The following is a 23,079-nucleotide window of genomic DNA, read 5'->3' on the forward strand; positions in this document are numbered from 1 at the left end:
CAGGGAGTTTTGGGCTCCCTGCCACTTCCAACATATAGCGCACCCGGGGGCTTGCGGCAAGACCCCTGTCGTGATGCAGAATCTGCCGCCGGAGCCAGCACCTGCGGAAATCAGGAAGCGCGGGTGCGCGTCGCTGATCTGCGCGGTGCGGCTGGCCGGGAAAAGACGTCAACGAATTGGGGGGTTCATGTTCGACGTGGTCATTGCCGGGGGCGGGCCGACCGGTCTGATGCTGGCCGGGGAGTTGCGGCTGCACGGGGTGCGCGTGCTCGTGGTGGAGAAGGACGCGGAGCCGACCAAGCAGATCCACGCGCTCGGGCTGCACGTGCGCAGCATCGAGGTGATGGACCAGCGCGGCCTGCTCGACAGGTTCCTCGCGAACGGCCGCCGACACCCGCTCGGTGGCTTCTTCGCCGCCATTCCCAAGCCCTCGCCCGAAAGGTTGGACACCACGCACCCGTACGTCCTCGGGATCCCGCAGCCCACCACCGAACGTCTGCTGACGGAGCACGCCACCGAGCTCGGCACCGAGATCCGGCGCGGCTGCGAGCTGGTCGGGCTGAACCAGGACGAGGACGGCGTGACCGCCGAGCTGGCCGACGGCACGCGGCTCCGGTCCCGCTACCTCGTCGGCTGCGACGGCGGCCGCAGCACGGTGCGCAAACTGCTCGGCGTCGGCTTCCTCGGCGAACCGGCGAAGGCGGAGACGCTGCTGGGCGAGATGGAAGTCACGGAAGATCGGGACACGATCGCCTCCGTCGTCGCGGACATCCGCAAGACCCAGCTGAGGTTCGGGCTCGGGCCGTACGGGGACGGCCTGTACCGCGTCGTCGTTCCCGCCGAGGGAGTGGCCGAGGACCGCACCGTCCCGCCGACCCTGGACGACTTCAAGCGGCAGCTCCGGAAGTTCGCGGGCACGGACTTCGGCGTCCACTCGCCGCGCTGGCTGTCCCGGTTCGGCGACGCCACCCGCCAGGCCGAGCGCTACCGGGTCGGCCGGGTGCTGCTGGCGGGCGACGCGGCGCACGTCCATCCGCCGATGGGCGGGCAGGGGCTCAACCTCGGCATCCAGGACGCCTTCAACCTCGGCTGGAAGCTGGCCGCCGAAATCCGCGGCTGGGCGCCGGACGGCCTGCTGGACACCTACCAGACCGAACGGCACCCGGTGGCCGCCGACGTGCTGGACCACACCCGCGCGCAGACGGAGCTGATGTCCGCCGAGCCGGGCCCCCAGGCGGTACGGCGGCTCGTGGCGGAACTGATGGACTTCGAGGAGGTGAACCGGTACCTGATCGGGAAGCTCGTCGCGATCGGCGTCCGCTACGACTTCGGCGAAGGGCCTGACCTGCTCGGACGACGGATGCGGGACGTCGACCTGAAACGCGGGCGCCTCTACGACCAGCTGCACCAGGGCCGCGGCCTGCTGCTAGACCAGACCGGACGCCTCTCGATCGCAGGCTGGACAGACCGTGTCGACCACGTCGTCGACAGCGTCGACGGCCGCGAAGGCGACGGCGGACGGCTGGACGTGCCCGCCGTGCTGCTGCGTCCGGACGGCCACGTCGCATGGGCCGGTGACGACCAGCAGGAACTACTCGGCCGGCTCGCCCGGTGGTTCGGCGCCCCCGGAAACGGCTGAGCCCGCCGTGCGGCGGGCGAGGAGGTAGGCGCGGCGGGTGTCGACCTCGTCGGGAAGGTGGACGCGCTCCATTCGCATCTCCACCGCGAATCCCGCGTCCTCCAGGAGTCCGGCGACATGTGCGGGCTCCAAGAACTGGAAATCGAGGTGCACTTCGTGGCCCCACCATTCGTCCAGATGGCGGACTTGCGTGCCGACGTGGAACGCGACGAGGAAAAGGCCGGAGGGGCGCAGCGTCCGGTGCACCTCCGCGAAAGCCCTCGGAAGCTCGGACGGCGCCAGATGAATGATGGAGTAGAACGCGACGGCCGAGCCGAACTCGCCGTCCGCGGCGGGCAATGCGAGCAGGTCGCCCTCGCGGAATTCCACGTCCGGGTATGCGCGGCGTCCGGCGGAGACCATCGCGGCGGACAGGTCGATGCCGACCGCCGCGGCGCCCGTCCCGGCGATCCAGGCCGCGACGTGCCCCGGGCCGCAGCCGAGGTCGGCGAGTGGGGCGCCGGGCGGTGTCTGCTCGACGAGGGACGCGAGCAGCGCGCGGTCCAGCGGTTTCGCGGCGAGTTCGTCACGAAATCTGGCGGCATACTTCTCGGCGACGGTGTCGTAGCTTCGGCGGGTCGCGTCGTGTCCCTCGGCGTTCACGCTCGCGAGCCTCGCACAGCCGCCTTGGCGGCGGCCCTCCAGGGGCAGCGAAAGTGGCCGCCCTGGGCAGCTAGAAATGCTCGTCCAGGACGGCGGCTAAGAGGGGTCGCCCGGGGCGGTTAGAAGTGGCCGTCCAGGTCGGCGAGGAGGAGGCGTTTGGACTTGGCGCCGATGATCTGCCGGACGACGTCGCCGTCGCGGTAGAGGTTCATTGTCGGAAAGCCCATGACGCCGTACCGGGACACGATCTCCGGATGGTCGTCGCCGTTCAGTTTCGCGACCGTCAGGCGGTCGTTGTGCTCCGCCTCGATCTGCTCAAGGATCGGCGCGATCATTTTGCAGGGAGGGCACCAGTCCGCCCAGAATTCGACCAGTACCGGCTTGTCGCCGTGGAGCACGTGGGCGTCGAAGTTCTCCGCCGTCAGTGTGATCATTCGTCTTCTCCTGGGAGAGCAGGCAGCCGGGGCAGGCCCGGGCGAGTTGGTCGGCCACGTCCGCGCGGCGGCGGATCAGGGTCCGGATGTCGGCGTCGATCTCGGCGAGTTTGCGCTGGTAGACCGCGACCGACTCGGGGCAGGCGGCGCCGTCGGAATGTCCGGCGCGCAGGCAGTCGACGAACGGGCGGGCGTCCTCCAGCGTGAACCCGGCCGCCAGCAGCGAGCGGATCTCCGTGACGAGCCGGACGTCGGACTCCTCGTACTGCCGGTAGCCGTTGGCCGCACGCCGCGCCGACAGCAGGCCCTGCTGTTCGTAGTAGCGCAGGGTCCGGGTGCTCACACCGGCCCGGCCGGCCAGCTCCCCGATCCGCATCGACCCTCCTCCTTCCATGGCCGATTGCGACGCTACCCCTTAACACCGGCGTCAATGTCAACCGGGAACGGCCAGCGAGGACGGACCCCGGACTGCACCGAAAGTCGCCTCGGCCACGCGGACGGACGTACGACGAACGCAGGACGACACCCCTTGGACGGAGGGCGGACGCCCATCCGGACGCAGGACGACACCCGTCCGGACGTGGGACGGGCCCGGCGGTGGGTACCGTCGGGCCCGTCATCGCGAGAGGTTGAACCGCTAGCGGCCCTGGAGCCGTTTGACGTTGTCGCCGAAGGTCCAGTTCTTCGAGCCGTCCCAGTTCATGGACCAGGTCATCAGGCCCTTGAGCTGGCCGTTGAAGCTGTTCCACGCCTGGCCGACCAGGCCCGTTCCCATGTACCCGCCGCCGGCGCCCGGCTGCGCGGGCAGGCCCGGGGCCTGCTTGTCGTAGGGCACCTTGATGGTGACGCCGTTGACGACGAGTCCCTTGTTCAGGCATTCGGTCTGCTTGACGAAGCCCTCGACCGTCCCGGCCGAGTAGGAGTCGCCGGAGCAGCCGTACATGCTGCCGTTGTAGTACTGCATGTTCAGCCACCACAGGCGGCCGTTGTCGGCGTACTTCTTGACGATCGGCAGGTACGCGCCCCAGATGGAGCCGTAGGTGACGCTGCCGCCGGTCACGTACGCGGTCTCCGGCGCCATGGTGAGCCCGAAGTTGGACGGCATCGCGGCGAGCACACCGTCGATGATGTGGATGAGGTTGGCCTGCGACGTGGACGGCGTGGCGGGGCTGCCCGACCCGGTCAGGCCGGTCTCGATGTCGATGTCGATGCCGTCGAAGTTGTACTTCTTCAGGATCGGCACGACCGTCGCGATGAACTTGTCGGCGACGCTGCGGGAGCCGAGGTCGATGCCGGCGGTCGCGCCGCCGATCGACATCAGGATGGTCGCCCCGGCCTCCTTGGCCGCGCACATCTGCTCGGGAGTGGCGACCTTCACCGTCGCGTCCATGCCGTCCTCCCAGAGGACGGTGCCGTCGGAGCGGATGACGGGGAACGCCGCGTTGTACACGTTGTAGCCGTGCTGCTTGAAGATCGGGTTCTCGATCGGGCTCCAGCCGAACGGCGGGTGGACGCCGTTGGCGGCGCCGTCCCAGTTCTCCCAGTAGCCCTGCAGCACCTTGCCTGCGGGCTTGCCCTTCACGGCGCAGGTCGGCTCGCCCTCGGGCGGCGTCGTCGGAGGCGTCGTGGGCGGGGTGGTCGGCGGGGTGGTCGGCGGTTGCGAGTCGTCGCAGACACCGAGGTCACGCCACAGGGTGGGGGTGGCCGCCGGGTTCCAGCCGGCGCCGGTGTGGGCGGTGTGGGCGACGCGTGCCTCGTAGCCGCGTCCGCTGTAGGTGACCTTGGTCCCGGCCGTGTAGCTGCCGCCTTCGCCCCACGCGGGGAACGTGCAGACGGTCAGGGACGGCTGGGCTGAGGACGGCGCCGACAGCACGACCAGCGCGACGACCGACAGCAGAAGCGCCGCACCGGCCGAAGCCAGCGCGGCGGTCGCCGCGGACCATCGTCTGTGCATGAAGTTCAAGCGCTTGGGGTGGTGTTTCACGGGACTCCTCGGCAGGACGGGGGGCACTGAGGAGCCGGTGCGGAGCCAGACACAAGTCCCCGGGGCGGGACTCTCCCAAGCGCATGGCACAAAACCGGCATGGACGCCAGTAGCAGAGTAGCCGCGTCGTACCTAACCGGGAAGACCTCTCCCCGTCCGCCCGGACCGTCCACCACGCCGGACCAGCGTCGACGCCCGGCAGAGCCGTTCCAGACCGAGGCTCACCGAAACAGCTGGACGAGCACGAAGACCAACAGGACCGGCCAGCTGGCGACGGCGGCCAGGAAGCCGAACACGATCGCCCAGTCCCGAGCGCTCATCTCCGCGCTTTCTGACGAGTCAACCGCGACTTCCGGCGAGTCAACCGCGGGTTCCGGCGAGTCAACCGCGGGTTCCGGTGAATCCACCGCGAGTTTCGGAGAGTCCTCCGAGGTCTGGGCCACGCGAACCTCTGCCGTCTCCGTCCGGGCAGCCCGCAGCAAGGCGATCGCGTCGTCGCGAGCCCCGGCGGGGACGGCGGCCCAGGCCACCAGGCCCCGCGGCATCGCCCCCAGGGCCGCCCGGTCCTCGGGCAGCGCGTCGACGGCGGCCTGGAACCGGTCCAGCGCCACCGCGTCCGCCGCGACGGAAGGACGGAGGACGACCATCAAGGCGGGCACGTCACCCGCCCACTCCCCCAGGAAGACGACACCCGCCGCGGTCTCGTCCACCCGAGCACGTGCCTCGAACGAGCCGAGCATCCGCGGATCGCACGCCAGCAACGGCTTCCCAGCGCTGTCCACGCCCTCATCCTCGCCCCTCCGCCGCCGCCCGCCAACCGCCCCAGCCCCAGTCGCTACTACGTGGCGGGGGCGGGCAGGGCGCAGCCGAAGGGGCTGTCGATGGTGTAGCGCCAATGACCGTCGGGCCCGCGGCGGGCGACGTCGGTGGCGGTGCCCTCGATGTGGACGGGACGGCCAGAGCGGTCCGCGCCGTCGATCACCCAGTCGACGATCAGCAGTGCCAGCTCCCCGGCGGTGTAGACGTGCCGTGGGCGCACCGTGATCGGCGCTCCGACGCTCATGAACCGGGTGTTCGCGGCGTGGGCATCCGCTCCGGTGAGGGGCGAGCCCGGCTCGGGGACGAACACCGCGCCGTCCTCGTACACCTCGGCCAGCGCGTCCGGGTCGCCGCTGTTGAAGCGTTCCGCGAACACCAGGGGGACGTCTTCGGGACGGTCGGCGAGTGAGCGCATGATGGTCCTTCCGGTAGACAAGTGGGGTATGCGCGAAACGCTAGGAGGCGCGTTCGTGACTCACCAAACGGTTGGCCGCCCGGGACCGCCTGGGCCGCCTGAGCGGCACCAGCCGCCTGGGCTGCCCGACGATCCGCGGGCGGAGGTCGCCGAGCCGAGCCCGTGCTGCCCGGTCGAGATCACGCTGGACGCGCTTCGCGGACGCTGGACGACCCTGCTGGTCCGCGAGCTCCTCCGGGATGACCACTCGTTCAGCGAGCTACGCCAGGCGCTGCCCGCGCTGTCGGACAAGGTGCTGGCGGATCGGCTGGCCCACCTCGTCCAGTCCGGGGTGCTCGACCGGCGGCGCGAGCCGGGATGGCCTCCGCGCACCCGATACACGCTGACCTCGCGCGGACGCCGCCTAGGCCCGGTCCTCCAAGCCCTTTGGGACTGGGGCAGCGAAACAGCTCAGCGCCCCGACAGGGCGGCGACGAGCCGACCGGCCGGGGTCTCCGTGGCGGTCCGGTAGGACTCCCCGGCCCACAGGTTGACGCCGTCCGGGTCGCCCTGGGCGGCGGACGCCTTGCGCAGCGGCGACGTCACGAAGTGGACGTCCGGATAGGCGGCGGGCGCGTGCGCCGAATGCTCGGTGAGGAACCGGTTGACGAGGCCGCGTGCCGGTCGTCCGCTGAACGCCCTGGTCATCGCGGTCGCCGTGAAGCGCGGGTCGGCGAGCGCCGCCTTGTGGACGGCACTGGCGCCGCTCTCCGGGCAGCGGACGAACACGGTCCCGAGCTGCGCCGCGGTAGCCCCGAGCGCGAGCACTTCGGCGACGTCCGCAGCCGTGCCCAGACCGCCCGCGGCGAAGATCGGCAGCGTCGTCGCCACCCGGACGTCCCGAAGCAGCACCCGCAACGGCACGGGCTCGTCGGACGTGTTGCCGAACGAGCCGCGATGCCCACCCGCCTCGGCCCCCTGCACGCAGAGCGCATCAGCCCCCGACGCCTGCCGCGCCTCCTCAACCGTGGTCACCGTCACAACCACAACAACTCCGCGCTCCTGAAAGGCGCGGACGACATCTACCGACGGGCAGCCAAACGTGAAGCTCACAAACGCCGGAGGATCGGACAGCAGATCGGCGACCTTATCCTCATACGCGTCGTCACGAGCAGCCGGAACGCCCGGCGAAACGCCCAGCCGCTCGGCCTCCGCAGCAAGCCGCTCCCGATAGGCGTCGACAACAGCCGGGTCGACATCGTCCAGCGACGGCATGAAGACGTTCATCCCGAACGGACGCGCCGTCAGCTCCCGCGTCGCCGAGATATCCGCGCGCATGGCCGCGACGGTCTTGTAGCCCGCGGCGAGGAAGCCGAGGCCGCCCGCGTCCGACACGGCGGCGGCCAGCGCGGGCGTGGACGGCCCGCCCGCCATCGGCGCCTGCACGATCGGAAGCGCAGGCCACGGCACATGCGTCATGATCGGCACGATAGCGAAGGAGGTCGGGATGCGGGTGCTGCTGCACTACGACATGGACCACGACGAGCCGGGCCTCGACATCGTGAGCTGCTCAGAACAGGACGACACACGATTCGCCGAGCTCCTCCCGGACACCGAGGTCATCTGGCACGTACTGCGCCCCCTCACGGGCGCCGACATGGACAGGGCGCCGAAGCTACGCCTGATCCAGAAGCTCGGCACCGGCGTCAACACCATCGACCTGGACGCCGCCGAGGAACGCGGGATTGCGGTGGCGAACATGCCGGGCCGCAACGCGCAGGCCGTCGCGGAGACGAGCCTGCTGCTGATGCTGGCGGCGCTCCGCCGCGTCGTCCCGTTCGACGCGCGGACACGGCGAGGCGAAGGCTGGCCCGCCGACCGGGCGCTGGTCGGAGGCGAACTGGCCGGACGGACGGTCGGCCTCCTCGGCGGCGGCGAGATCGCCACCCTGCTGCGCGGGATGCTGGAGGCGATCGGCGCCCGCGTCCTGTTCACGTCCCGCCGCCCGCGCCCCGACGACCCGGCCTGGCGGAATCTGAACGACCTGCTCCGATCAAGCGAAATCATCTCAATACACGTCCCGCTCACCGACGAAACCCGCCACCTCCTAAACGCCGAACGCCTCGCCCTCCTCCCCAACGGCGCGATCGTCGTGAACACAGCACGCGGCCCGGTAATCGACGAAAAAGCACTGACAACAGCCCTGCAAACACAACACCTGTCCGGCGCCGGCCTAGACGTCTTCGAAACCGAACCAGTAAACACGGCCAACCCACTACTAGCCCTCGAAAACGTCGTGGTCATGCCGCACGTCGCATGGCTGACCCATGAAACCTGGGCCAGATACTTCGCCGTCGCGACGGAAAACTGCCACCGCCTCACCCGCGGCGACCCCCTCCTCCACCGCGTCCGCTAAGGACCGGGCCCGGTTAAGCCGACCGCACGAGCTCACCCGCGACGGCGTCGAGGGTGCCGGTGACGTCGGACGCGGGCGCGATGGCGCGGCCGTCGGACGCCCAGCAGAACCACCACCCGCCGTCGCGGAAGTCGCAGCCGATCTCGACCCTCCGGCGCGGGCCGCCGTACCGCACGACGCTCACCCAGCTCACGCCGCGCCGCTCGACCAGCCCGCCCGCCAATTCCGGGTGCGCCCGCACGCCCACGTCCAGCGCGGACAGGTGCTCGCGCCGCTCGTTGCGCGGCGACACGTCGATGGTCGCCACGTGCCGTCCCTTGTCGTAACCCATCAGATCCGCCTCTCTGTCCTCGACTCGTCTCATCGGCGGAGGGACGCGGGCGGTGCGCCCGGGGGGCGGGGCGTGCACCGCCCGCGCCGCCTCCACCTCCGGGGCCTATGACCAGCGGCCCCGGAACCGGCGATCAGCGCGAAGTCTCGTGGCTCCTCCGCGCCTCACCGGAACCTCGCGCGCATCTCGGCGCGCTCGCCCTCCCTGACCAGCGCCGCGCGCAATTCCTCGGCCGTCGGACACATCACCGTCGCGTCCACACCCGCACGCGGATCATGCAGACTCGCCACCCACTCCCCCAGCGACCCGTCCACCCGCACGGCCCGAAATATCCGGTGTCCGGCGAATTCGGCGCGAAGCCAGTAAAGAGCGTGATCGTCGGGATGTGTGCGTGTGTCCATTGCCATGACCGTCACCTGCTTCCCGCTGAATCCGTTTCTCGTGATTCACCAACGAGACTGGCCCTACCGGCGTAAATTGTCCCGTGTCCAGAAGAATCCTGGAAGTTCTCGGAAGACAGGAGATCGCTCATGCCGCGAAAGCGGAAGCCGGAAGAACTCCCCCAGCCCCGCACCAACATGTGGGACCTCACCGCGTGGTACCTGCGCTTTCTCAGGAATCAACGAGAGATCTCCGGAACCCAGCTGGGCCATGTCATGGGGGCCAGCACGACGGAGGTCTCCCGAATCGAGACGGGACAGGTCCGACTCGACGGAAAGCGCGCGGCCCTGATCGACCGCAGATGGAAAACTGGGGGCATTCTCGGACATTTGGTCTGGTACGCCAGCCTCGGTCACGATCCCGAATGGTTCTCGCAGTACAAGGAACTCGAACAACGAGCGCGCTTCATCCGCACCTTCGAAGCCCAAGTGATCCCAGGCCTGCTCCAGATCGAGGCCTACGCCCGTGCCCTGATCAGTGGAGTCCCGACTCCCGACCTCGACACAAGACTGGTGAGGCGCATGGAACGGCAAGGAATCTTCACCGCCGATCCCGCCCCGCAACTGGGAGTCGTCGTCTCCCAGCACGCTCTCGAGTGGCCGGTTGGGAGCCCCGAGATCATGAGGGCGCAACTCGCCGCGCTGCTGGAGGCCTCGGAGCGCCACAGCGTCCGGGTGGTGCCCAAGACCTTCGGAACCGGGGCATACCCTGGCCTGGACGGCAGCTTCACCCTCATGTCCGGCGACGACTACGGGGAAGTGGCCTACACCGAGTCACCGGAGGGTGGCCGGTTGGTCTCCTCGCCACCGGACGTCATGCTGTTCGCCGTACGATACGACCGCATATGCGGCAAGGCGCTACCCGAGGGTCCCTCACGGGACCTGATTCGCAAGGTGATGGAGGAGTTCAATGAGCATTAACCCCGCGTGGCGCAAGTCCTCCTACAGCGGTGTTCAGGAGGGGAACTGCGTCGAGGTCGCGGACCTCACCCCCCTGGTCGCGGTCCGCGACTCCAAGAACCCGGACGGCCCCAAGCTCACCCTCAACACCACGACGTGGCACACCCTCACCCGCCGAATCAAGAACGGCGACCACGACCTGTCCTGACCCTGCATGCTCGACGAGCCCTCGACCTGATAGCGGTCGGGGGCTCTGTGTTGTCTGGTCCGAACCCACGTTCAACCTGGACGGACGCTTCCGCATCCCGAGGCCGTGGCCAGAGACCGGAGTATATACTGGCTTGGAGACTGGATATATGGGGGGTGGGCCGTGACCAAGAAGTTGATTGACATCGACGAAGAAGCCCTTGCGGCCGCAGCTGAGCTGTACGGTACCGACACCATGAAGGACACGGTCAACACGGCACTCGCCGAAGCCACCGCCGTGTTGCGCCGCCGCCGGGCCCTTTCGCGGCTCCGTCAACGGGCCTTGGCAGGGCAGTTCGACAGCCTGTACGACAAGGACACCTACCGCCCCAACGCCGCCGACACTGCTGTCTCTTGACCGCTCACTGGCTTGCCGACACTTCCGCCGTCGTCCGGCTGCTTCGCGACGACCGGGCGTACGCCCAATGGGAGGACATGCTCGCCCGCCGCCTCGTCGCCATCTGCCCGATCACCGAACTAGAGGTCTTTTACAGTGCCCGGTCGGCGGCCGACCGTGCCGACCTGCTCGACGAGTTGGGAGAGGTGTTCGGCTGGCTCGCCGTGCCCGATCGGGTGTATGAGCGCGCCTTGGCGGTTCAAACGGAACTGACGGCCCGCGGGCAACACCGCGCCCCCGGCCCCGTTGACCTGGTTGTCGCCGCAACCGCCGACCTGCATGGCGTCACTCTCCTGCACTACGACCGCGACTTCGACCAGATCGCCGACGTGTCCGGCCAGACGATGCAGTGGCTGGCCGAACCCGGAACCCTCGACGTGCCCAAGGCGCGCTAGGCCAGGAGCCCCGCGAGCGGCAGATCATCGCTGTAACGGTCGACCGCATCAGCGATCGAGCTATGGACTGACGCGTCCCTTGAGCGCATAAGGCAACGCCACCACCTGGCACACCCTCACCCACCAGATCAAAAACGGCGACCACGACCTGTAAATCCCCCGACACAAGGCCCCCGGCTCAGCCGGGGGGCCTCAGCTTTTCAATGGACGGTCGGCCGAGCACCTCTCCGGGCTGAGTCCGCGGGTCGGCTTGGCCTGCCGCCAAAGGTGCTACGGGTGGCATTTCTCGTCGGTGGCGACGATGGCAAGGTGCAGGTGAAGGGAGGCGGTCAGCCAGAACCCCCAGCAGACGTCGTTGCCGCACCGGAGGTTGTAGAGCGCGGTGCCGAACCGTGTCTCATCAGAGATCGCTGTTGCCTCCCGTCCGATCTGCTCTTTGACCGGCTCCCACTGAGCGCGAAGCCACCTGATCGCCTCCTCGGGTGACGCGGGCATCTGCCGGATCGCACGGGGCGGCTTGCGGAGCCAGTCGCGAATCTCGCGGGGAGCCAGCTCGCTGTTCGGATCTCGACGGGCGGGATCGTCCCCGTAGGCGTTGCCGTCCATCCGGGACGTGTAGCAGTGCCAGTGCAGTCCGCGCTTCCGCCAGTCGTCGCGGGTCTGGTCCCGCCAGTAGGCGTCGTAGTCGAATGGGTGGACGGTCACGGACTCGGCCCCTCAGCGGACCGGCCCCGCCAAGGGAAGGACGGGGCCAGGCGTGTTGTGTCAGATGTCGAATTCGTTGTTCTTGGCGCTCTTGATAAAGCCCTCCCACTCGTGGCGGTCGAACTCCAGCACGCCGCCGGTCTTGGTGTCGCGCACCGCGACCATGCCGTCCGGCTCGTCCGCCAGATTGGCGGCCACCTCCACGCACCCGCACCCAGAGTTCTCCCCGTTGCACAGAATGCCCTTGACGAACTCATACGGTCGGTTCATCTGCTTCTCTCCTTGAGCCTCCAGCACGGCTGGTCGCCGTGCTCATATGCCGACGGTAGGAGGGCCAAGACGTTGGCTGAAGCAGTTTGCTCGGCTTTGCTTCAGCTCGCGAGAGTGCGGCGGGCGGCTTCGATCAGCGTCCTGGCGCCGGCCCCGTAGACGGCGGCGGCGGCGAACCGGGCGAAGGCCCGCAGGTACAGTCCGACCTCTCGCGGCTGCGTGGGATTCAGTTCGGCCGAAATGGTCTCCACCGTCACCATGCGCTCGTCATGGATCCAGAACGAGCACATGGGGGCATAGCCGTGCGCCGCCCGTGTCAGGATGATCCCGAGATGTAGCCGCGGCAATGAGGAGACGGCGAGCAGACGGTCCAGTTGGCCGAGCATGATTCCGGTATCGGCCATGCCTGCGGTCAGGGCGACCTCGCAGACCACGATGTGAATCCGGTGGTCTCCTCGATAGAGGAGCTGCTGCCGTTCCATGCGAGCTTGAACGGCCGCTTCGACGTCATCCCGCAAGCCGAGTAGATCTATGCCCTCGGTGAGCCTGGCGTGCGCGTATTCCGCCGTCTGAAGGAGCCCTGGGACGAGGAACATCTGGAAGCCGCGCAGGCGCTTGGTCTGCCGCTCCTCTTCGATGATTTTCCGCTGCTGTTCGGCTGTACCGGCCCGATGGAGCCGACGCAATTCGACGTACATCGTCTCGATGCTGCGCATCGTGGCGACCAGGTCGCCGACCTGGTCGTCGACGCCGCAGAGCCGATACCAGGTGCGGATTTCGTCCTCGGTGGGATTCTGCTTGCCATGCTCGATCTTGCTGACCTTGGACGAATGCCAGCCCGCGCGGCCGGCCAATCCCAGGCCGGTCAGGCCGGCGTCCTTGCGAATGTCCCTGAGCCGGGTGCCGAGGGCGTCCCGGGCTTGACGGGCTGGAGTGGACAACGGGCTCAGGTCAGATCGCGTAGTCGGCCGAAGGAATGGCTCGGGACCAGCCCGTGTCACGGGCTCGCCGATACTCGTTCAGGAGGCCCGGATCGTCAGCGAGGGCGAATCCTCCGGAACGACCGTCCGGTTGGAAAAGGCTCAACACGAGTTTCTCGTCGTCGAACAGCCAGCAATCCTCGTCCGGGAACATGATGCCGTTGGACAGGTGACGAGGCAGGTAGCGGACATCTTCACCGGCCTCGACGTTGGCCGGGTCCATGGCGATCTCCCAGCGTACGTAGTCTGTGTGCGGCTCGGTCACCACCCGAAGGCGCTGCACGGAGACCCCTGCCGAGGTGACTTCGCGAACGTGAGTCAGCCACGACCTACGCCACCGGTAGTCGTCCGGCTCGCCGTTCAGCCAGGCGAGGAACGGCCCGTTCTCCTCGTCGACCCCGTACGTGTCCCTCAGTTCCAGGTGGAACGCGCGGCTGGACGAGCGGAACAGCCCGCGGAAGTCCTCACGGCTGATCGGTGTCGGCTCCATCGGTCGCCTTCGGTAGGTGCTTCATCAGTCCTTTCGGCTCGATGATGGCAGTCTCGTGCTCCGGCATGTCGAGTTGGGCGAGAGTCTCGGCGTCCGCGACCTTCCAGCCCTGGATCACGTACACCTCCTTGCCGTTGTACGTCTCATCGGCGTCGTACAGCGTCGGGACTGATCGTTGGTCGTGTCCTTGCCCAGGAACCGCAGCCGCATGATTCTGCCTCCAGATGCAGGTTGCTTGACTTTGCTCAAGCATGAAAAAGCATCAAACGAGGTGGACCGTCTGTCAAAGGGGCAGCTAACGCGGCGGCGACCTGCTCCACCGCGTCCGTTATGACAGCGTTCGCTAGTTGAGGGTGTAGTGGATGGGGAGGCGTTTTAGGCCGCCTACGAACGTTGTTGCGATGGCTTCTGGTTTTCCGGCGAGTTCGATGAAGGTTAGGCGGGGGAGCAGTTCTTCGAAGAAGGCGCGGACCTCTATGCGGGCCAGGGCCGCGCCTAGGCAGTAGTGGACGCCGAATCCGAAGGCCAGGTGTTTGTTCGGGTCGCGGCCGACGTCGAAGCGGAACGGGTCTTCGAAGACTTCCTCGTCGCGGTTTGCGGACGGGTAGGAGAGCAGGAGTGACTCGCCTTCGCGGATTTGGACGCCTCGCAGTTCGCAGTCGTGGACGGCGGTGCGCATGAACTCCTTGACCGGCGTGACCCAGCGGATCATCTCGTCCACGGCGAGCGGCATTAGGTCGGGCTTCGCACGGAGCCGGTCGAGCTGGTCGGGGTGCTCGATGAGCGCGTGCAGGCCGCCGGCGATCGTCGCGCTGGTGGTGTCGTGCCCGGCCGTCGCGACGATGACGTAGTAGGACGCCGTGTCGAAGTCGTTGAGCGGCTCGCCGTCGACGCGCGCGTTGGCGATCGCGGACGCGAGGTCGTCGGTCGGCTCCTTGCGCCGCGCCTCCGTCAGCCCCTGGAAATAGGCGAAGAAGTCGAGCAGGACCGCGATTCTCTCCTCGTTCGACGCCCCGCGCTGGAATTCAGTGTCGTCGCCGCCGAACAGTTCCTGCGTGAGCTTCAGCATCCGGCCGAAGTCGCTCTCGGGCAGCCCGAGCAGCGAGAGGATCACGTACAGCGGGAAGTGCACCGCGATCTCCTGGGCGAAGTCGCATTCGCCGCTCGCGTCGGCCATCCGGTCGACGTACCGCCGGGCGAGTTCCCGGACGCGCGGCTCCAGCGCCCGCATCGCCCGGGGCCGGAACCAGTCGGCGCCGATCGCCCGGACGACCCGGTGGTCGGGGTCGTCCATGTGGACGAGGGTGCGCAGCGCGATGCCCTCCTCCGCCCGCTGCCGGTTCACCGCGTCGAGGGTGGCGCTGGCGAGGATCGGTCGCGGCGCGTTGATGAAGAGCTGGTGGTTGCGCTCGACCTCCATGACGTCCGCGTGTTTGGTGACGGCCCAGAACGGGTTGTAGCCGGGCGCGTCCACGTGGTGCACCGGCGACTCGCGGCGCAGCAGCGCGAGGGACTCGTGCAGCAGGCGGTCGTCGGCGTAGGTCCTCGGGTCGACGATGGCGAGTCCCGCCTCGTCCACGGTCAGCGTCATGCGTCCGCTCCTCCGTCACGTGTTCCGCGTGATCAACTTACTCGCCCGCCCGCGGGGTCCCGGCGCGCCTGCGGGTCTTGGCGAACTCGGCCGCGCCGCGGGCGGCGTCGTCCAGCGATCCGAGGCCGTGGTGGTGTTCGGCGGCGATCGCCTCGTCCTCCGGCAGGCCCTCGGTGTCCAGTACCGACAGGCGGTCGCCGCGCAGGCACGTTTGCGGGTGCCCGGCCAGTTCGGCTGCCAGTTGCTCAGCGGCCGCCCGCGACGTTCCCGGCGGGACAAGGCGGTTCGCGAGGCCGATGTCGAACGCCTCTCGCGCGCTCACCGGACGGCCCGTGAGGATCAGGTCCATGGCGCGGCTCGTGCCGATCAGCCTGGGGAGACGGAACGTCCCGCCGTCCACCAGCGGGACGCCCCAGCGGCGGCAGTAGACCCCGAACGTCGCGTCCTCCTCGGCGATGCGCAGGTCGCACCAGAGCGCCAGTTCCAGCCCGCCCGCGACCGCGTGTCCGGCGACGGCCGCGATTACCGGTTTGGTGAGCCGCATCCGGGTGCAGCCAAGCGGGCCGTCCGCCGGAGGCGGGTCGACGCGCGGGCCGTGCCCGGTGGTGATCGACGTGAGGTCGGCGCCGGAGCAGAACGTCCCGCCCTCGCCCCACAGGACGGCGACGCTCGCGCCCTCGTCCGCGTCGAATGCGCGGAACGCGTCGGCGAGTGCGCGGGCCGTCGCCCCGTCCACGGCGTTCCGGGTCTCGGGACGGGACATGACGACCGTCATGACCGCCCCGTCCCGCTCGACCCGCACCGTCAACGGAACCTCCCGTCCGCCGATCGGCCACGGCCGCCGGCCAGGTCCTTCACGCGTTCCAGATCCTCCGGCGTCGGCGGGACGCGGGCGGGCGTAACGGCGCGCGACGACGGCCTTGCGGTCCATACCCGGGTCGGCGCGTTCGCATGCCGCCCGCTGCGGCCCCGGTCGGGGGTGCATTACGATTCAGCTTCGCGTGATGGAAGGCTGCAATCTGGGGAGGGTCTCCGCCGGTCGGGATACGATTTCGGCCAGTTATGGACAGCCTTCAGATCCGCCCGCTCACCGCCCGTTCCGTCGTCCTGAGCACGCTGCTGGGCGTCCATCCGCCGCGGCTCCCGGCCCGCTATCTGGTCCGCGTCGGCGAGTTGTTCGGGATCGCGGAGGGGACGATCCGGGTCGCGCTGTCCCGCATGGTGAACTCCGGCGACCTCGTCCAGGCGGGCGGCACGTACGCGCTCACCGAACGCCTCCTCGAACGCCAGGCCCGGCAGGACGAGAGCCGCCTGCCCCCCGTGCTCCCCTGGGACGGCGTCTGGGAGATCGCCGTCATCACCGCCGAGCGGCGACCCGCCGCCGACCGGGCCGCGCTCCGGCAGGCCATGTCCGCGCTCCGGCTCGCCGAGCTCCGCGAGGGCACCTGGCTGCGTCCGGCGAACCTGACCCGGCGGCGGCCAGACATCGTCGTCCGCCAGTGCACGTTCCTCAAGGGACGTCCGGAGGAGGAGCCCGCCACGCTGGCCGCCGCCCTCTGGGACCTGGACGCCTGGGCCGCCAAGGCGCACGCGCTCAGCACGGCCCTGACGGAGGCCACCGCGATCGCCGAGCGCTTCACCCTCGCCGCCGCGATCCTCCGCCACCTGGTGAACGACCCGCTGCTACCCGCCGAGCTGCTCCCGTCCGGCTGGCCGGGGCCGAACCTCCGCGTCCAGTACGAGCACTTCGAGAGCGAGTTCGAGCAGCTCCTCAGCGAGCACGTCCTGACCTGAGCTGCCGCTATTCGTCGTCCGCGCGGGGGTTCAGGGTTCCGGCCCATTCCAGGTCGGACAGCTTGTGGATGGCCTCCATGACCTCGTCGGTGATGACGCGGCGGGCCTGCCCGGGCGGCAGGTCGCGGTAGCGGGAGAAGTCCATCGGCTCGCCGAAGCGGACCGTGGGACGGACGTTCAGCCGCGGCCGCCACGTGCCCAGCGGGATGATCTGGTCGGTCCCGCCGAGCGCGACGGGGACGACCTTGGCCCCGGACTTGAGAGCGAGCCACGCGACGCCCCTGCGTCCCAGGTAGAGGCGGCCGTCCGGGGAGCGGCTCCCCTCCGGATAGATCGCGACGCCGCCGCCCGCGTCGAGGTAGCCGACCATCTGCTCCAGGGCGGCGACGGCGGCGCGGGTGGGGCCGCGCCTGATCGGGACGTTCCCCAGCGCGAGCATGCCCCACCGGATCGCGCGTCCGGCCCGGCCTGGCAGCTCGAAGTACTCGGCCCGCGCCAGCCACCACAGCCGGCGCGGGATGACGGGGGACAGGACGAAGCTGTCCGCCATCGACAGATGGTTGCTCGCGAGGATGAACGGCCCGTGGGCCGGGATGTTCTCCCTGCCCTCGACTCGCGGGCGCAGCAGCACGCGGAGCAGGGGCCCGACCGTGCGCGACAAGACACCGTAGTACACGCAGCCTCCCGTGACTCGGCGCACCGGGGACGGGGTGCGCGAGCCCGAATCTAGGAAGCCTCGCGCCGGTTCGCATCCGCCATGTGACCAGCCTCATGCGCACGCACTGGTAATTAATCGAACGAGCGATTATTTTAGACCGTGAGCAGGACGCGCATCGAGCAAGGAGGCAGAGATGCATGAGCGAGGCAAGCCCGTCGCCGTCATGGTGGTGGTGTCGCTGATCGGCCTGATCTTCGCGGGGTCGTTCCTCGGGGCCCTGCACCAGCTGGAGCCGCACGAGGTGCCCGTCGCCGTCGTCGCGCCGCGGAACGCGGTCGACCGGCTCGGCACGATGATGGACGCGAAGGCCGACGGCGCCTTCGACCTCAAGGCCTACGGCGACGAGAAGAAGGCGCGGGACGCACTGCTCGAACGCGACGTCGACGCGGTCTTCGTCCCCAGGCAGAGCGCTTCCGGGCAAAGTGGCGCAGGCCAGGGCGCTGCGCAGGGTGGCGCGAAGCTGATTCTCGCGGGGGCCAACGGGAAGATCGAGCAGGCCGCGCTGACCACCGCGTTCCACGGCGTCGGCCAGGCCACCGGGCAGCAGGTCGCGGTCGAGGACGTCCGGCCGCTGCCCGCCGACGACAACAACGGCGTGTCCGCGATCTTCTTCGTGATCACGACCGTCATCCCGGCCGTGATCCTGGCCGTCATGCTCGCGGTGGTCGCGCCGAAGGCCGGCGCCGGACAGCGGACGGCGCTACTGGCGGCCGGCTCCCTCGCGGTCGGCGGGGTCAACGCCTGGGTCGCCGCCGGACTCACCGGCGCGCTCACCGGCGCCCCGCTGGAGCTGTGGGGGCTGGCCGCCCTGCTGGTGTTCGCGGTCGGCTCGTTCGCCGCGGGCGCGCTGCGCGTCGCAGGACCGCCCGCGCTCGCCCTGGCCGTGCTGCTGTTCATCCCGATCGGCGTCCCGGCGAGCGGCGGCCCGATCGGCCCGCAGTTCATCCCCCAGTGGTTCGCGGCGATCGGCGACTGGCTGCCCGTCGCGGCCGCCATCGACGCCGTGCGCAACACCGTCTACTTCGACGGCAACGCGACCGGCGGGCCGCTGCTCGTGCTGGCACTGTGGGCCGTCGCAGGGATCGCGCTGGTCCTGGTCCCGAAGAAGGCGCGGCGGCGGAACCACGCCGCCGCGACGGAACCCGCCGCGAGCTCATGAGGCGACCGCGGCCCGAGGCCGAAGGCAGGTTCACCGGGCGGACCGGTGGACCTGTCCGGCACGCTGCACTTGTAATACGAACGGGTCATGGGGAACGGGAGGGAGCGAGAGGTGCCGACAAGGCCGGAGGGGACGGCGCGCAGGCGTCCGGGACGCCCGCCGAAGACGCAGGCCGGGGACACCAAGTCCGAGCTCGTCGAGGCGGCGCTGCGGCTCTTCGCGCAGAAGGGGTACACGGGCACCTCGATCCGCGCGATCGCCCGCGAGGTCGGGCTGAGCGAGAGCGTCCTCTACGCGCACTTCGCCAGCAAGCAGGACATCTTCGACGCGGCCGTGGCCAAGCTGGGGCCGCAGGGCCTCGTCACCGGGCGGGAGAGCCTGGACCCGGAACTCGCCGACCGCGACCCCGCCGCGTACATCCGCGCGCTGGTCGCGCACGTCCTCGACGCCTGGGACTCCCCCAGCGGACGGCTGTTCATCAGCCTGATGGTGCGGGACGGGCTCGTCCACAGCGCCGCGATGGGCGACACCATCGGACGGTCCATGGACGAGACGGGCTCGCTGTTCCAGCGGTGGATCGACGCGGGCTGGATCCCGGCCGACCTGGGCCGCCCCGCCGACCTGGCCTGGGCCCTGTTCGGGCCGATCGGCCAGGCGCGGCTACTGTGGTTGCACGCCGACGCCGCGCCCGAGGAACGGCAGGACGCCCGAGCGCGGGCGATGCGACACACCGAACTGTTCATCAGGGCGGTCTTCCGCGAGCGGCGGAAGTCCCCGGACGGATGACCGCGAGGACGTGATCATCGATGACGGGCCTGAACGGTGACGTCACGCGGGCGCCGGTGGATACGGTGCCTAGCGTGCCCGAGACGATCCGGATCCTGCTGGCCGAGGACGTCGCGCTGCTGCGCGGCGCCCTGACCGGCCTGCTCGACCTGGAACCCGACCTGGAGGTCGTGGCGGAGATCGCCAGCGGCGACGCGATCGTGAAGGCGGCGCTGCGGCACCGTCCCGACGTCGCCGTCCTCGACGTGGACCTGCCCGGCGTCGACGGCGTCACCGCCGCCGCCGAGCTGCACGAGCGGCTGCCGGAGTGCCGCGTGCTCATCCTGACGGGCCTCGGCCGTCCCGGCGACCTGCGGCGCGCGCTCGACGCGCACGCGAACGGGTTCGTCCTCAAGGACGTGCCGCCCGCCGAGCTCGCCGCCGCGATCCGCAGGGTCGCGGCGGGCGAGCAGGTCGTCGACCCGCAGCTCGCGCTGGTCGCGCTGCGGCAGCCGGAGAGCCCGCTGACCCCCCGGGAGGCGCAGGTGCTGCGGCTGGCGGCCGAGGGCGCGGACGTGGACGACATCGCGCTCGTCCTCAGCCTCACGGTCGGGACCGTCCGCAACTACCTGGCGAGCTGCATCACCAAGCTGAACGCGCGCAACCGGATCGACGCGGTCCGGATCGCCCGCGAGTTCGGCTGGGTGTGACGAAGATCTGGGTTTGACGCGCGTATGAGAAACGCATGGTCCGACCCTCGGGCGATTCACATGCGGATCGGTGCGCACCGCACTGGCCAGCGCGAACGCGCGGTGACACGCTCCGGGGCATGGTGGGGGAACCTTTGCGCGGACGCGCGGCCGAGGCCGCCGGGATCGATCGGCTCCTCGCCGGCGCCCGCTCGGGCGCGGGCGGCGGCGTCCTGATCCTGCGCGGCGAGGCCGGGATCGGGAAGACCGCGCTGCTGGACCGCGCCGAGTCGCGGGCGGCGGGCATGCGCGTCCTGCGGGGCGGCGGGATCGAGGCGGAGTCCGGGATCCCGTTCGCGGCCCTGCACCTCCTCCTCGCCGACCGCGCCGACCGCATCGACACCCTGCCCGCCCCGCAGGCCGCCGCGATGCGCGCCGCGCTCGGTCTGGCCCGACCCGACTCCGGCGACAAGCTCCTCATCGGTTTGGCCCTGCTCACGCTCCTCGGCGAACCCGCGGACGCCCCGCTGCTGTGTCTCATCGACGACGCGCAGTGGCTCGACCGGGAATCGGCGGACGCGCTGCTGTTCGCCGCCCGCCGCGTCGCGTCGCGCGGCATCGTCTTCCTCATCGCGATACGCGACATCACGACGCGCAACATTGCAATGCGCGATGGCGGCTGGTCGCGCACCGGACTCCCGGAATTCCACCTGACCGGCCTCGAAAGCGAGGACGCGCGGCTCCTCCTGGACGAGCGCGCCCCCGACCTGCCCGCCGAGCGGCGCGACGACCTGGTGGAGCAGGCACGCGGCAACCCCCTCGCCCTGCTCGCGTTCGCCGCCGCCGGGTCGGGACGGCTCGCCGACGTCCCGGCGGAGTTCGAGCGCGCCGTCCGCGACCTGCCCGAACCGGCGCGGCTGCTGCTCGCCGTCGCCGCCGCCGACGACTCCGGCGAGCCGGGCGCGATCGTCCAGGCCGCGCGGGACCTCGGCGTCCCGCTCGACGCGCTGGAGGCGGCGGAGGACGCGGGCCTGGTCACCGTGTCCCGGGCCGCGATCGGCTTCCGGCATCCGCTGCTGCGCGCGGCCGCGTACCAGGGCGTTCCGGTCACGCGGCGGATCGCCGTCCACCGCGCGCTCGCCGCGGTGCACGCGCGGGGAGGCGACACGGACCTGCGGGTCCGGCACCTCGCCACCGCCGCCCTCGGGACGGACGAGACCGTCGCCGCCGAGCTGGAGTCCGCCGCCGCCGACATCCTGGACCGGTCGGGCCCGTCCGGCGCGGCGTCCGCCTACGAGCGCGCCGCCCGCCTCGCCGGCGACCCGGAGGTCCGCGCCCGCCGCCTCGCCGCCGCCGCCGAGGCGGAACTGGCCGCCGGACGGCTCGGCCGCGCCCGGACGCTCGCCGACGAGGCAGCCCGCACGGGCGGTGCGGAGCGCACGCGGGCGCGGGTCGACATCGTGCGGGCGGGCGTCGAGCTGGAGCACGGCGTCCCGCAGACCGCCGGACGTCTGCTGCTGGAGCGGGCCCGCGCCTACGGCGATCCGGAGCTCCGGTCACGGATGCTGGAAGAGGCCGTGTTCCACGCGTGGTCGTGCGGAGATCGCGCGACGGCCGTCCAGGCAAGGGACGGGTTCGCGGACGGGCTTCCGGACGAAGAACAGGCGTCCGTCATGCTCAGGGCGCTGTCAGCACTGCTCGACGACGACCCGGCGACGGCCCGGCGGCTGCTCGCGGGCGTGCCCATCGAGGACGAGCGGCTCCGGCTGCTCGCCGCGGAGGTGACGCTGCTGGCCGGGGACGACGCGTCCGCCGCCGAGATGTCCGCGCACCTCGTGGACCGGTGCCGCCGCCGCGGGCTGCACGGCCTCGTGCCGCGCGCGCTGGCCGTCCAGGCGTGGTCGCGGCTCTTCCACGGCGCGCACGACGAGGCCCGCGCGCTGGCCCGCGAGGCGCTGGAGATCGCCGAGGACGCGGGCCAGCGACGCCAGGCCGCCGTGCTCCGGACGATCCAGGCGCGGCAGGCGGCGGTCGAGGGCGACGAGGTCCGCTGCCGCGCGCTCTCCGCCGACGGACGGGTCGGCGCCGCGCTCGGCCTGCTCGCCCTCGGCCTGGGACGTCCCGACGACGCGCTGGAACACCTCCAGGACGCGCGCCGCGACACCACGGCGTCCACGCCGCCGGAGATCCTGACCCTCGCCGACTCCGTCGGAGCCGCCGCCGTGACCGGCCGCCAGGAGGCGGGCGCGGAGGCGATGGCCCGGTTGGAGGCGTTCGCCCGCAACGCCGGGCAGCCGTGGGCCGACGGCGTCGCGTCCCGCTGCCGGGCGCTGCTCACCGCCGACCCCGACGAGGCGGAGCGGCACTTCACGCTCGCGCTCGCGTCCCACCGGGAGGGCGGGCGGCCGTTCGAGCGCGCCCGCACGGAGCTGCTGTACGGGGAGTGGCTGCGCAGGTCGCGGCGCCGCGCGCAGGCCAGGGCCCGGCTCCGCGCCGCGCTGGACATCTTCGAGCGGCTCGGCGCCGTCCCGTGGGCGGAGCGGGCGCGCGGCGAGCTGCGGGCCGCGGGCCAGGGCATCAGAACGGGCGGTGACGATCTGCCCGGACAGCTGACCGCGCAGGAGATGCAGGTCGTCCGGCTGGCGATGACCGGCGCGACGAACCGGCAGATCGCGGCCCGGCTGCGGCTGAGCCACCGGACGGTCGCCTACCACCTCTACAAGGCGTTCCCGAAGCTCGGCGTGGCGTCCCGGGCCGAACTCCACCGGCACATCCCCGCCTGACGCTCGCGCCACAAAACCACCTCCCGAAAAATATTCAAGCGCTTATTTCCCTTGATCCGGCGGCCCCGGCGTTTCATCATCCGATGGGACGGCGTTGG

29 protein-coding genes are annotated in these 23,079 nt (G+C 70.4%); 12 read left to right on the top strand and 17 right to left on the bottom strand.

The window, feature by feature from the left end:
* The first annotated feature begins 187 nt into the window (after nucleotides 1-187).
* Nucleotides 188-1,639, top strand: coding sequence for a rifampin monooxygenase (rox, locus tag ACH34T_RS19055; protein ID WP_395993496.1), 1,452 nt, complete (start codon nucleotides 188-190; stop codon nucleotides 1,637-1,639).
* On the opposite strand, the gene ACH34T_RS19060 is transcribed toward rox, so the two are convergent.
* The 6 genes from ACH34T_RS19060 to ACH34T_RS19085 all read right to left on the bottom strand — a co-directional run bounded on the left by ACH34T_RS19060 (nucleotide 1,592) and on the right by ACH34T_RS19085 (nucleotide 5,933).
* Nucleotides 1,592-2,281 carry a class I SAM-dependent methyltransferase gene (locus ACH34T_RS19060; RefSeq protein ID WP_395993497.1) on the bottom strand — a complete coding sequence of 230 codons (690 nt, stop codon included), beginning with the start codon at nucleotides 2,279-2,281 and terminating at the stop codon, nucleotides 1,592-1,594. The genes rox and ACH34T_RS19060 overlap by 48 nt on opposite strands.
* A gap of 119 nt (nucleotides 2,282-2,400) precedes the next feature.
* Nucleotides 2,401-2,715: a thioredoxin gene (gene trxA / locus ACH34T_RS19065; protein ID WP_395993498.1), complete on the bottom strand. Its 315-nt coding sequence runs from the start codon at nucleotides 2,713-2,715 to the stop codon at nucleotides 2,401-2,403.
* Complete coding sequence (locus ACH34T_RS19070) at nucleotides 2,597-3,091, bottom strand: MerR family transcriptional regulator (RefSeq protein ID WP_395993499.1); 495 nt, start codon at nucleotides 3,089-3,091, stop codon at nucleotides 2,597-2,599. The genes trxA and ACH34T_RS19070 overlap by 119 nt, the downstream gene beginning before the upstream one ends.
* Nucleotides 3,092-3,352: 261 nt before the next feature.
* Complete coding sequence (locus ACH34T_RS19075) at nucleotides 3,353-4,699, bottom strand: carbohydrate-binding protein (protein ID WP_395993500.1); 1,347 nt, start codon at nucleotides 4,697-4,699, stop codon at nucleotides 3,353-3,355.
* A gap of 221 nt (nucleotides 4,700-4,920) precedes the next feature.
* Complete coding sequence (locus ACH34T_RS19080) at nucleotides 4,921-5,439, bottom strand: hypothetical protein (RefSeq protein WP_395993501.1); 519 nt, start codon at nucleotides 5,437-5,439, stop codon at nucleotides 4,921-4,923.
* Between the two features lie 98 nt (nucleotides 5,440-5,537).
* Nucleotides 5,538-5,933, bottom strand: coding sequence for a YybH family protein (locus ACH34T_RS19085; RefSeq protein WP_395993502.1), 396 nt, complete (start codon nucleotides 5,931-5,933; stop codon nucleotides 5,538-5,540).
* Between the two features lie 55 nt (nucleotides 5,934-5,988).
* On the opposite strand from ACH34T_RS19085, the gene ACH34T_RS19090 reads away from it, so the two are divergent.
* Entirely contained in the window at nucleotides 5,989-6,444 is a 456-nt protein-coding gene (locus tag ACH34T_RS19090) for a winged helix-turn-helix transcriptional regulator (RefSeq protein WP_395993504.1), read from the top strand.
* Here ACH34T_RS19090 and ACH34T_RS19095 read toward each other — a convergent pair.
* Entirely contained in the window at nucleotides 6,384-7,391 is a 1,008-nt protein-coding gene (locus tag ACH34T_RS19095) for a nitronate monooxygenase (protein WP_395993505.1), read from the bottom strand. The genes ACH34T_RS19090 and ACH34T_RS19095 overlap by 61 nt on opposite strands.
* Before the next feature lie 28 nt (nucleotides 7,392-7,419).
* On the opposite strand from ACH34T_RS19095, the gene ACH34T_RS19100 reads away from it, so the two are divergent.
* Nucleotides 7,420-8,328 carry an NAD(P)-dependent oxidoreductase gene (locus tag ACH34T_RS19100; protein ID WP_395993506.1) on the top strand — a complete coding sequence of 303 codons (909 nt, stop codon included), beginning with the start codon at nucleotides 7,420-7,422 and terminating at the stop codon, nucleotides 8,326-8,328.
* 13 nt (nucleotides 8,329-8,341) lie between these two features.
* Here the strand turns inward: ACH34T_RS19100 and ACH34T_RS19105 are convergent, their stop codons facing one another.
* Both ACH34T_RS19105 and ACH34T_RS19110 read right to left on the bottom strand, forming a co-directional pair.
* Nucleotides 8,342-8,659, bottom strand: a complete 318-nt coding sequence (locus ACH34T_RS19105; RefSeq protein WP_395993507.1) for a hypothetical protein — start codon at nucleotides 8,657-8,659, stop codon at nucleotides 8,342-8,344.
* 164 nt (nucleotides 8,660-8,823) lie between these two features.
* On the bottom strand, nucleotides 8,824-9,075 hold the full coding sequence (locus ACH34T_RS19110) for a hypothetical protein (RefSeq protein ID WP_395993508.1): 252 nt from the start codon (nucleotides 9,073-9,075) through the stop codon (nucleotides 8,824-8,826).
* Between the two features lie 114 nt (nucleotides 9,076-9,189).
* On the opposite strand from ACH34T_RS19110, the gene ACH34T_RS19115 reads away from it, so the two are divergent.
* The 4 genes from ACH34T_RS19115 to ACH34T_RS19130 all read left to right on the top strand — a co-directional run bounded on the left by ACH34T_RS19115 (nucleotide 9,190) and on the right by ACH34T_RS19130 (nucleotide 11,037).
* On the top strand, nucleotides 9,190-10,020 hold the full coding sequence (locus ACH34T_RS19115) for a helix-turn-helix domain-containing protein (protein WP_395993509.1): 831 nt from the start codon (nucleotides 9,190-9,192) through the stop codon (nucleotides 10,018-10,020).
* Entirely contained in the window at nucleotides 10,010-10,207 is a 198-nt protein-coding gene (locus ACH34T_RS19120) for a DUF397 domain-containing protein (protein ID WP_395993510.1), read from the top strand. The genes ACH34T_RS19115 and ACH34T_RS19120 overlap by 11 nt, the downstream gene beginning before the upstream one ends.
* A gap of 162 nt (nucleotides 10,208-10,369) precedes the next feature.
* On the top strand, nucleotides 10,370-10,603 hold the full coding sequence (locus ACH34T_RS19125; RefSeq protein WP_395993511.1) for a type II toxin-antitoxin system VapB family antitoxin: 234 nt from the start codon (nucleotides 10,370-10,372) through the stop codon (nucleotides 10,601-10,603).
* Nucleotides 10,600-11,037, top strand: a complete 438-nt coding sequence (locus ACH34T_RS19130) for a PIN domain nuclease (RefSeq protein ID WP_395993512.1) — start codon at nucleotides 10,600-10,602, stop codon at nucleotides 11,035-11,037. The genes ACH34T_RS19125 and ACH34T_RS19130 overlap by 4 nt, the downstream gene beginning before the upstream one ends.
* Nucleotides 11,038-11,307: 270 nt before the next feature.
* Here ACH34T_RS19130 and ACH34T_RS19135 read toward each other — a convergent pair whose 3' ends face one another.
* The 7 genes from ACH34T_RS19135 to ACH34T_RS19165 all read right to left on the bottom strand — a co-directional run bounded on the left by ACH34T_RS19135 (nucleotide 11,308) and on the right by ACH34T_RS19165 (nucleotide 15,875).
* Entirely contained in the window at nucleotides 11,308-11,742 is a 435-nt protein-coding gene (locus tag ACH34T_RS19135) for a hypothetical protein (RefSeq protein ID WP_395993513.1), read from the bottom strand.
* Between the two features lie 60 nt (nucleotides 11,743-11,802).
* The gene (locus ACH34T_RS19140) at nucleotides 11,803-12,012 is read right to left on the bottom strand and encodes a DUF397 domain-containing protein (protein WP_395993514.1); all 210 of its coding nucleotides are present in this window, start codon (nucleotides 12,010-12,012) and stop codon (nucleotides 11,803-11,805) included.
* A 101-nt stretch (nucleotides 12,013-12,113) separates the two neighbouring features.
* The gene (locus tag ACH34T_RS19145; protein WP_395993515.1) at nucleotides 12,114-12,953 is read right to left on the bottom strand and encodes a helix-turn-helix domain-containing protein; all 840 of its coding nucleotides are present in this window, start codon (nucleotides 12,951-12,953) and stop codon (nucleotides 12,114-12,116) included.
* A 10-nt stretch (nucleotides 12,954-12,963) separates the two neighbouring features.
* Nucleotides 12,964-13,482, bottom strand: a complete 519-nt coding sequence (locus tag ACH34T_RS19150; protein WP_395993516.1) for a DUF6879 family protein — start codon at nucleotides 13,480-13,482, stop codon at nucleotides 12,964-12,966.
* A complete protein-coding gene (locus ACH34T_RS19155) occupies nucleotides 13,457-13,735 on the bottom strand; it encodes a hypothetical protein (protein ID WP_395993517.1) in 279 nt (92 codons plus the stop codon). Before ACH34T_RS19155 ends, ACH34T_RS19150 begins: the two co-directional genes overlap by 26 nt.
* A gap of 90 nt (nucleotides 13,736-13,825) precedes the next feature.
* Nucleotides 13,826-15,073: a cytochrome P450 gene (locus ACH34T_RS19160; protein WP_395993518.1), complete on the bottom strand. Its 1,248-nt coding sequence runs from the start codon at nucleotides 15,071-15,073 to the stop codon at nucleotides 13,826-13,828.
* Nucleotides 15,074-15,110: 37 nt separating this feature from the next.
* On the bottom strand, nucleotides 15,111-15,875 hold the full coding sequence (locus tag ACH34T_RS19165) for a crotonase/enoyl-CoA hydratase family protein (RefSeq protein WP_395993568.1): 765 nt from the start codon (nucleotides 15,873-15,875) through the stop codon (nucleotides 15,111-15,113).
* 260 nt (nucleotides 15,876-16,135) lie between these two features.
* Between ACH34T_RS19165 and ACH34T_RS19170 the strand changes: the two genes are divergently transcribed.
* Entirely contained in the window at nucleotides 16,136-16,867 is a 732-nt protein-coding gene (locus tag ACH34T_RS19170; RefSeq protein ID WP_395993519.1) for a PaaX family transcriptional regulator C-terminal domain-containing protein, read from the top strand.
* 7 nt (nucleotides 16,868-16,874) lie between these two features.
* Here the strand turns inward: ACH34T_RS19170 and ACH34T_RS19175 are convergent, their stop codons facing one another.
* Nucleotides 16,875-17,543, bottom strand: a complete 669-nt coding sequence (locus ACH34T_RS19175) for a lysophospholipid acyltransferase family protein (RefSeq protein ID WP_395993520.1) — start codon at nucleotides 17,541-17,543, stop codon at nucleotides 16,875-16,877.
* A 175-nt stretch (nucleotides 17,544-17,718) separates the two neighbouring features.
* Here ACH34T_RS19175 and ACH34T_RS19180 point away from each other — a divergent pair, with 175 nt between their 5' ends.
* The 4 genes from ACH34T_RS19180 (at nucleotide 17,719) to ACH34T_RS19195 (ending at nucleotide 22,981) form a co-directional block, all read left to right on the top strand.
* Entirely contained in the window at nucleotides 17,719-18,744 is a 1,026-nt protein-coding gene (locus ACH34T_RS19180; RefSeq protein ID WP_395993521.1) for an ABC transporter permease, read from the top strand.
* Between the two features lie 111 nt (nucleotides 18,745-18,855).
* Nucleotides 18,856-19,530 (top strand): TetR/AcrR family transcriptional regulator, encoded by a 675-nt coding sequence (locus tag ACH34T_RS19185; RefSeq protein WP_395993522.1) that lies wholly within the window; start codon nucleotides 18,856-18,858, stop codon nucleotides 19,528-19,530.
* A gap of 74 nt (nucleotides 19,531-19,604) precedes the next feature.
* On the top strand, nucleotides 19,605-20,219 hold the full coding sequence (locus ACH34T_RS19190) for a DNA-binding response regulator (protein ID WP_395993523.1): 615 nt from the start codon (nucleotides 19,605-19,607) through the stop codon (nucleotides 20,217-20,219).
* A 119-nt stretch (nucleotides 20,220-20,338) separates the two neighbouring features.
* A complete protein-coding gene (locus ACH34T_RS19195; RefSeq protein ID WP_395993524.1) occupies nucleotides 20,339-22,981 on the top strand; it encodes an AAA family ATPase in 2,643 nt (880 codons plus the stop codon).
* Nucleotides 22,982-23,079: the final 98 nt, after the last annotated feature.

The sequence above is a fragment of the Actinomadura sp. 9N215 genome (assembly GCF_044326345.1).
GTDB lineage: Bacteria > Actinomycetota > Actinomycetes > Streptosporangiales > Streptosporangiaceae > Spirillospora.

Bases quoted from the DNA above. Each gene is read 5' to 3' on its own strand.
- ACH34T_RS19150 (WP_395993516.1), bottom strand. From the start codon at position 13,482: ATGGAGCCGACACCGATCAGCCGTGAGGACTTCCGCGGGCTGTTCCGC.
- ACH34T_RS19095 (WP_395993505.1), bottom strand. From the start codon at position 7,391: ATGACGCATGTGCCGTGGCCTGCGCTTCCGATCGTGCAGGCGCCGATG.
- ACH34T_RS19120 (WP_395993510.1), top strand. From the start codon at position 10,010: ATGAGCATTAACCCCGCGTGGCGCAAGTCCTCCTACAGCGGTGTTCAG.
- ACH34T_RS19115 (WP_395993509.1), top strand. From the start codon at position 9,190: ATGCCGCGAAAGCGGAAGCCGGAAGAACTCCCCCAGCCCCGCACCAAC.
- ACH34T_RS19160 (WP_395993518.1), bottom strand. From the start codon at position 15,073: ATGACGCTGACCGTGGACGAGGCGGGACTCGCCATCGTCGACCCGAGG.
- ACH34T_RS19170 (WP_395993519.1), top strand. From the start codon at position 16,136: ATGGACAGCCTTCAGATCCGCCCGCTCACCGCCCGTTCCGTCGTCCTG.
- ACH34T_RS19155 (WP_395993517.1), bottom strand. From the start codon at position 13,735: ATGCTTGAGCAAAGTCAAGCAACCTGCATCTGGAGGCAGAATCATGCG.
- ACH34T_RS19070 (WP_395993499.1), bottom strand. From the start codon at position 3,091: ATGCGGATCGGGGAGCTGGCCGGCCGGGCCGGTGTGAGCACCCGGACC.
- ACH34T_RS19140 (WP_395993514.1), bottom strand. From the start codon at position 12,012: ATGAACCGACCGTATGAGTTCGTCAAGGGCATTCTGTGCAACGGGGAG.
- ACH34T_RS19085 (WP_395993502.1), bottom strand. From the start codon at position 5,933: ATGCGCTCACTCGCCGACCGTCCCGAAGACGTCCCCCTGGTGTTCGCG.
- rox (WP_395993496.1), top strand. From the start codon at position 188: ATGTTCGACGTGGTCATTGCCGGGGGCGGGCCGACCGGTCTGATGCTG.
- ACH34T_RS19105 (WP_395993507.1), bottom strand. From the start codon at position 8,659: ATGGGTTACGACAAGGGACGGCACGTGGCGACCATCGACGTGTCGCCG.
- trxA (WP_395993498.1), bottom strand. From the start codon at position 2,715: ATGATCACACTGACGGCGGAGAACTTCGACGCCCACGTGCTCCACGGC.
- ACH34T_RS19195 (WP_395993524.1), top strand. From the start codon at position 20,339: ATGGTGGGGGAACCTTTGCGCGGACGCGCGGCCGAGGCCGCCGGGATC.
- ACH34T_RS19080 (WP_395993501.1), bottom strand. From the start codon at position 5,439: ATGCTCGGCTCGTTCGAGGCACGTGCTCGGGTGGACGAGACCGCGGCG.
- ACH34T_RS19180 (WP_395993521.1), top strand. From the start codon at position 17,719: ATGCATGAGCGAGGCAAGCCCGTCGCCGTCATGGTGGTGGTGTCGCTG.
- ACH34T_RS19100 (WP_395993506.1), top strand. From the start codon at position 7,420: ATGCGGGTGCTGCTGCACTACGACATGGACCACGACGAGCCGGGCCTC.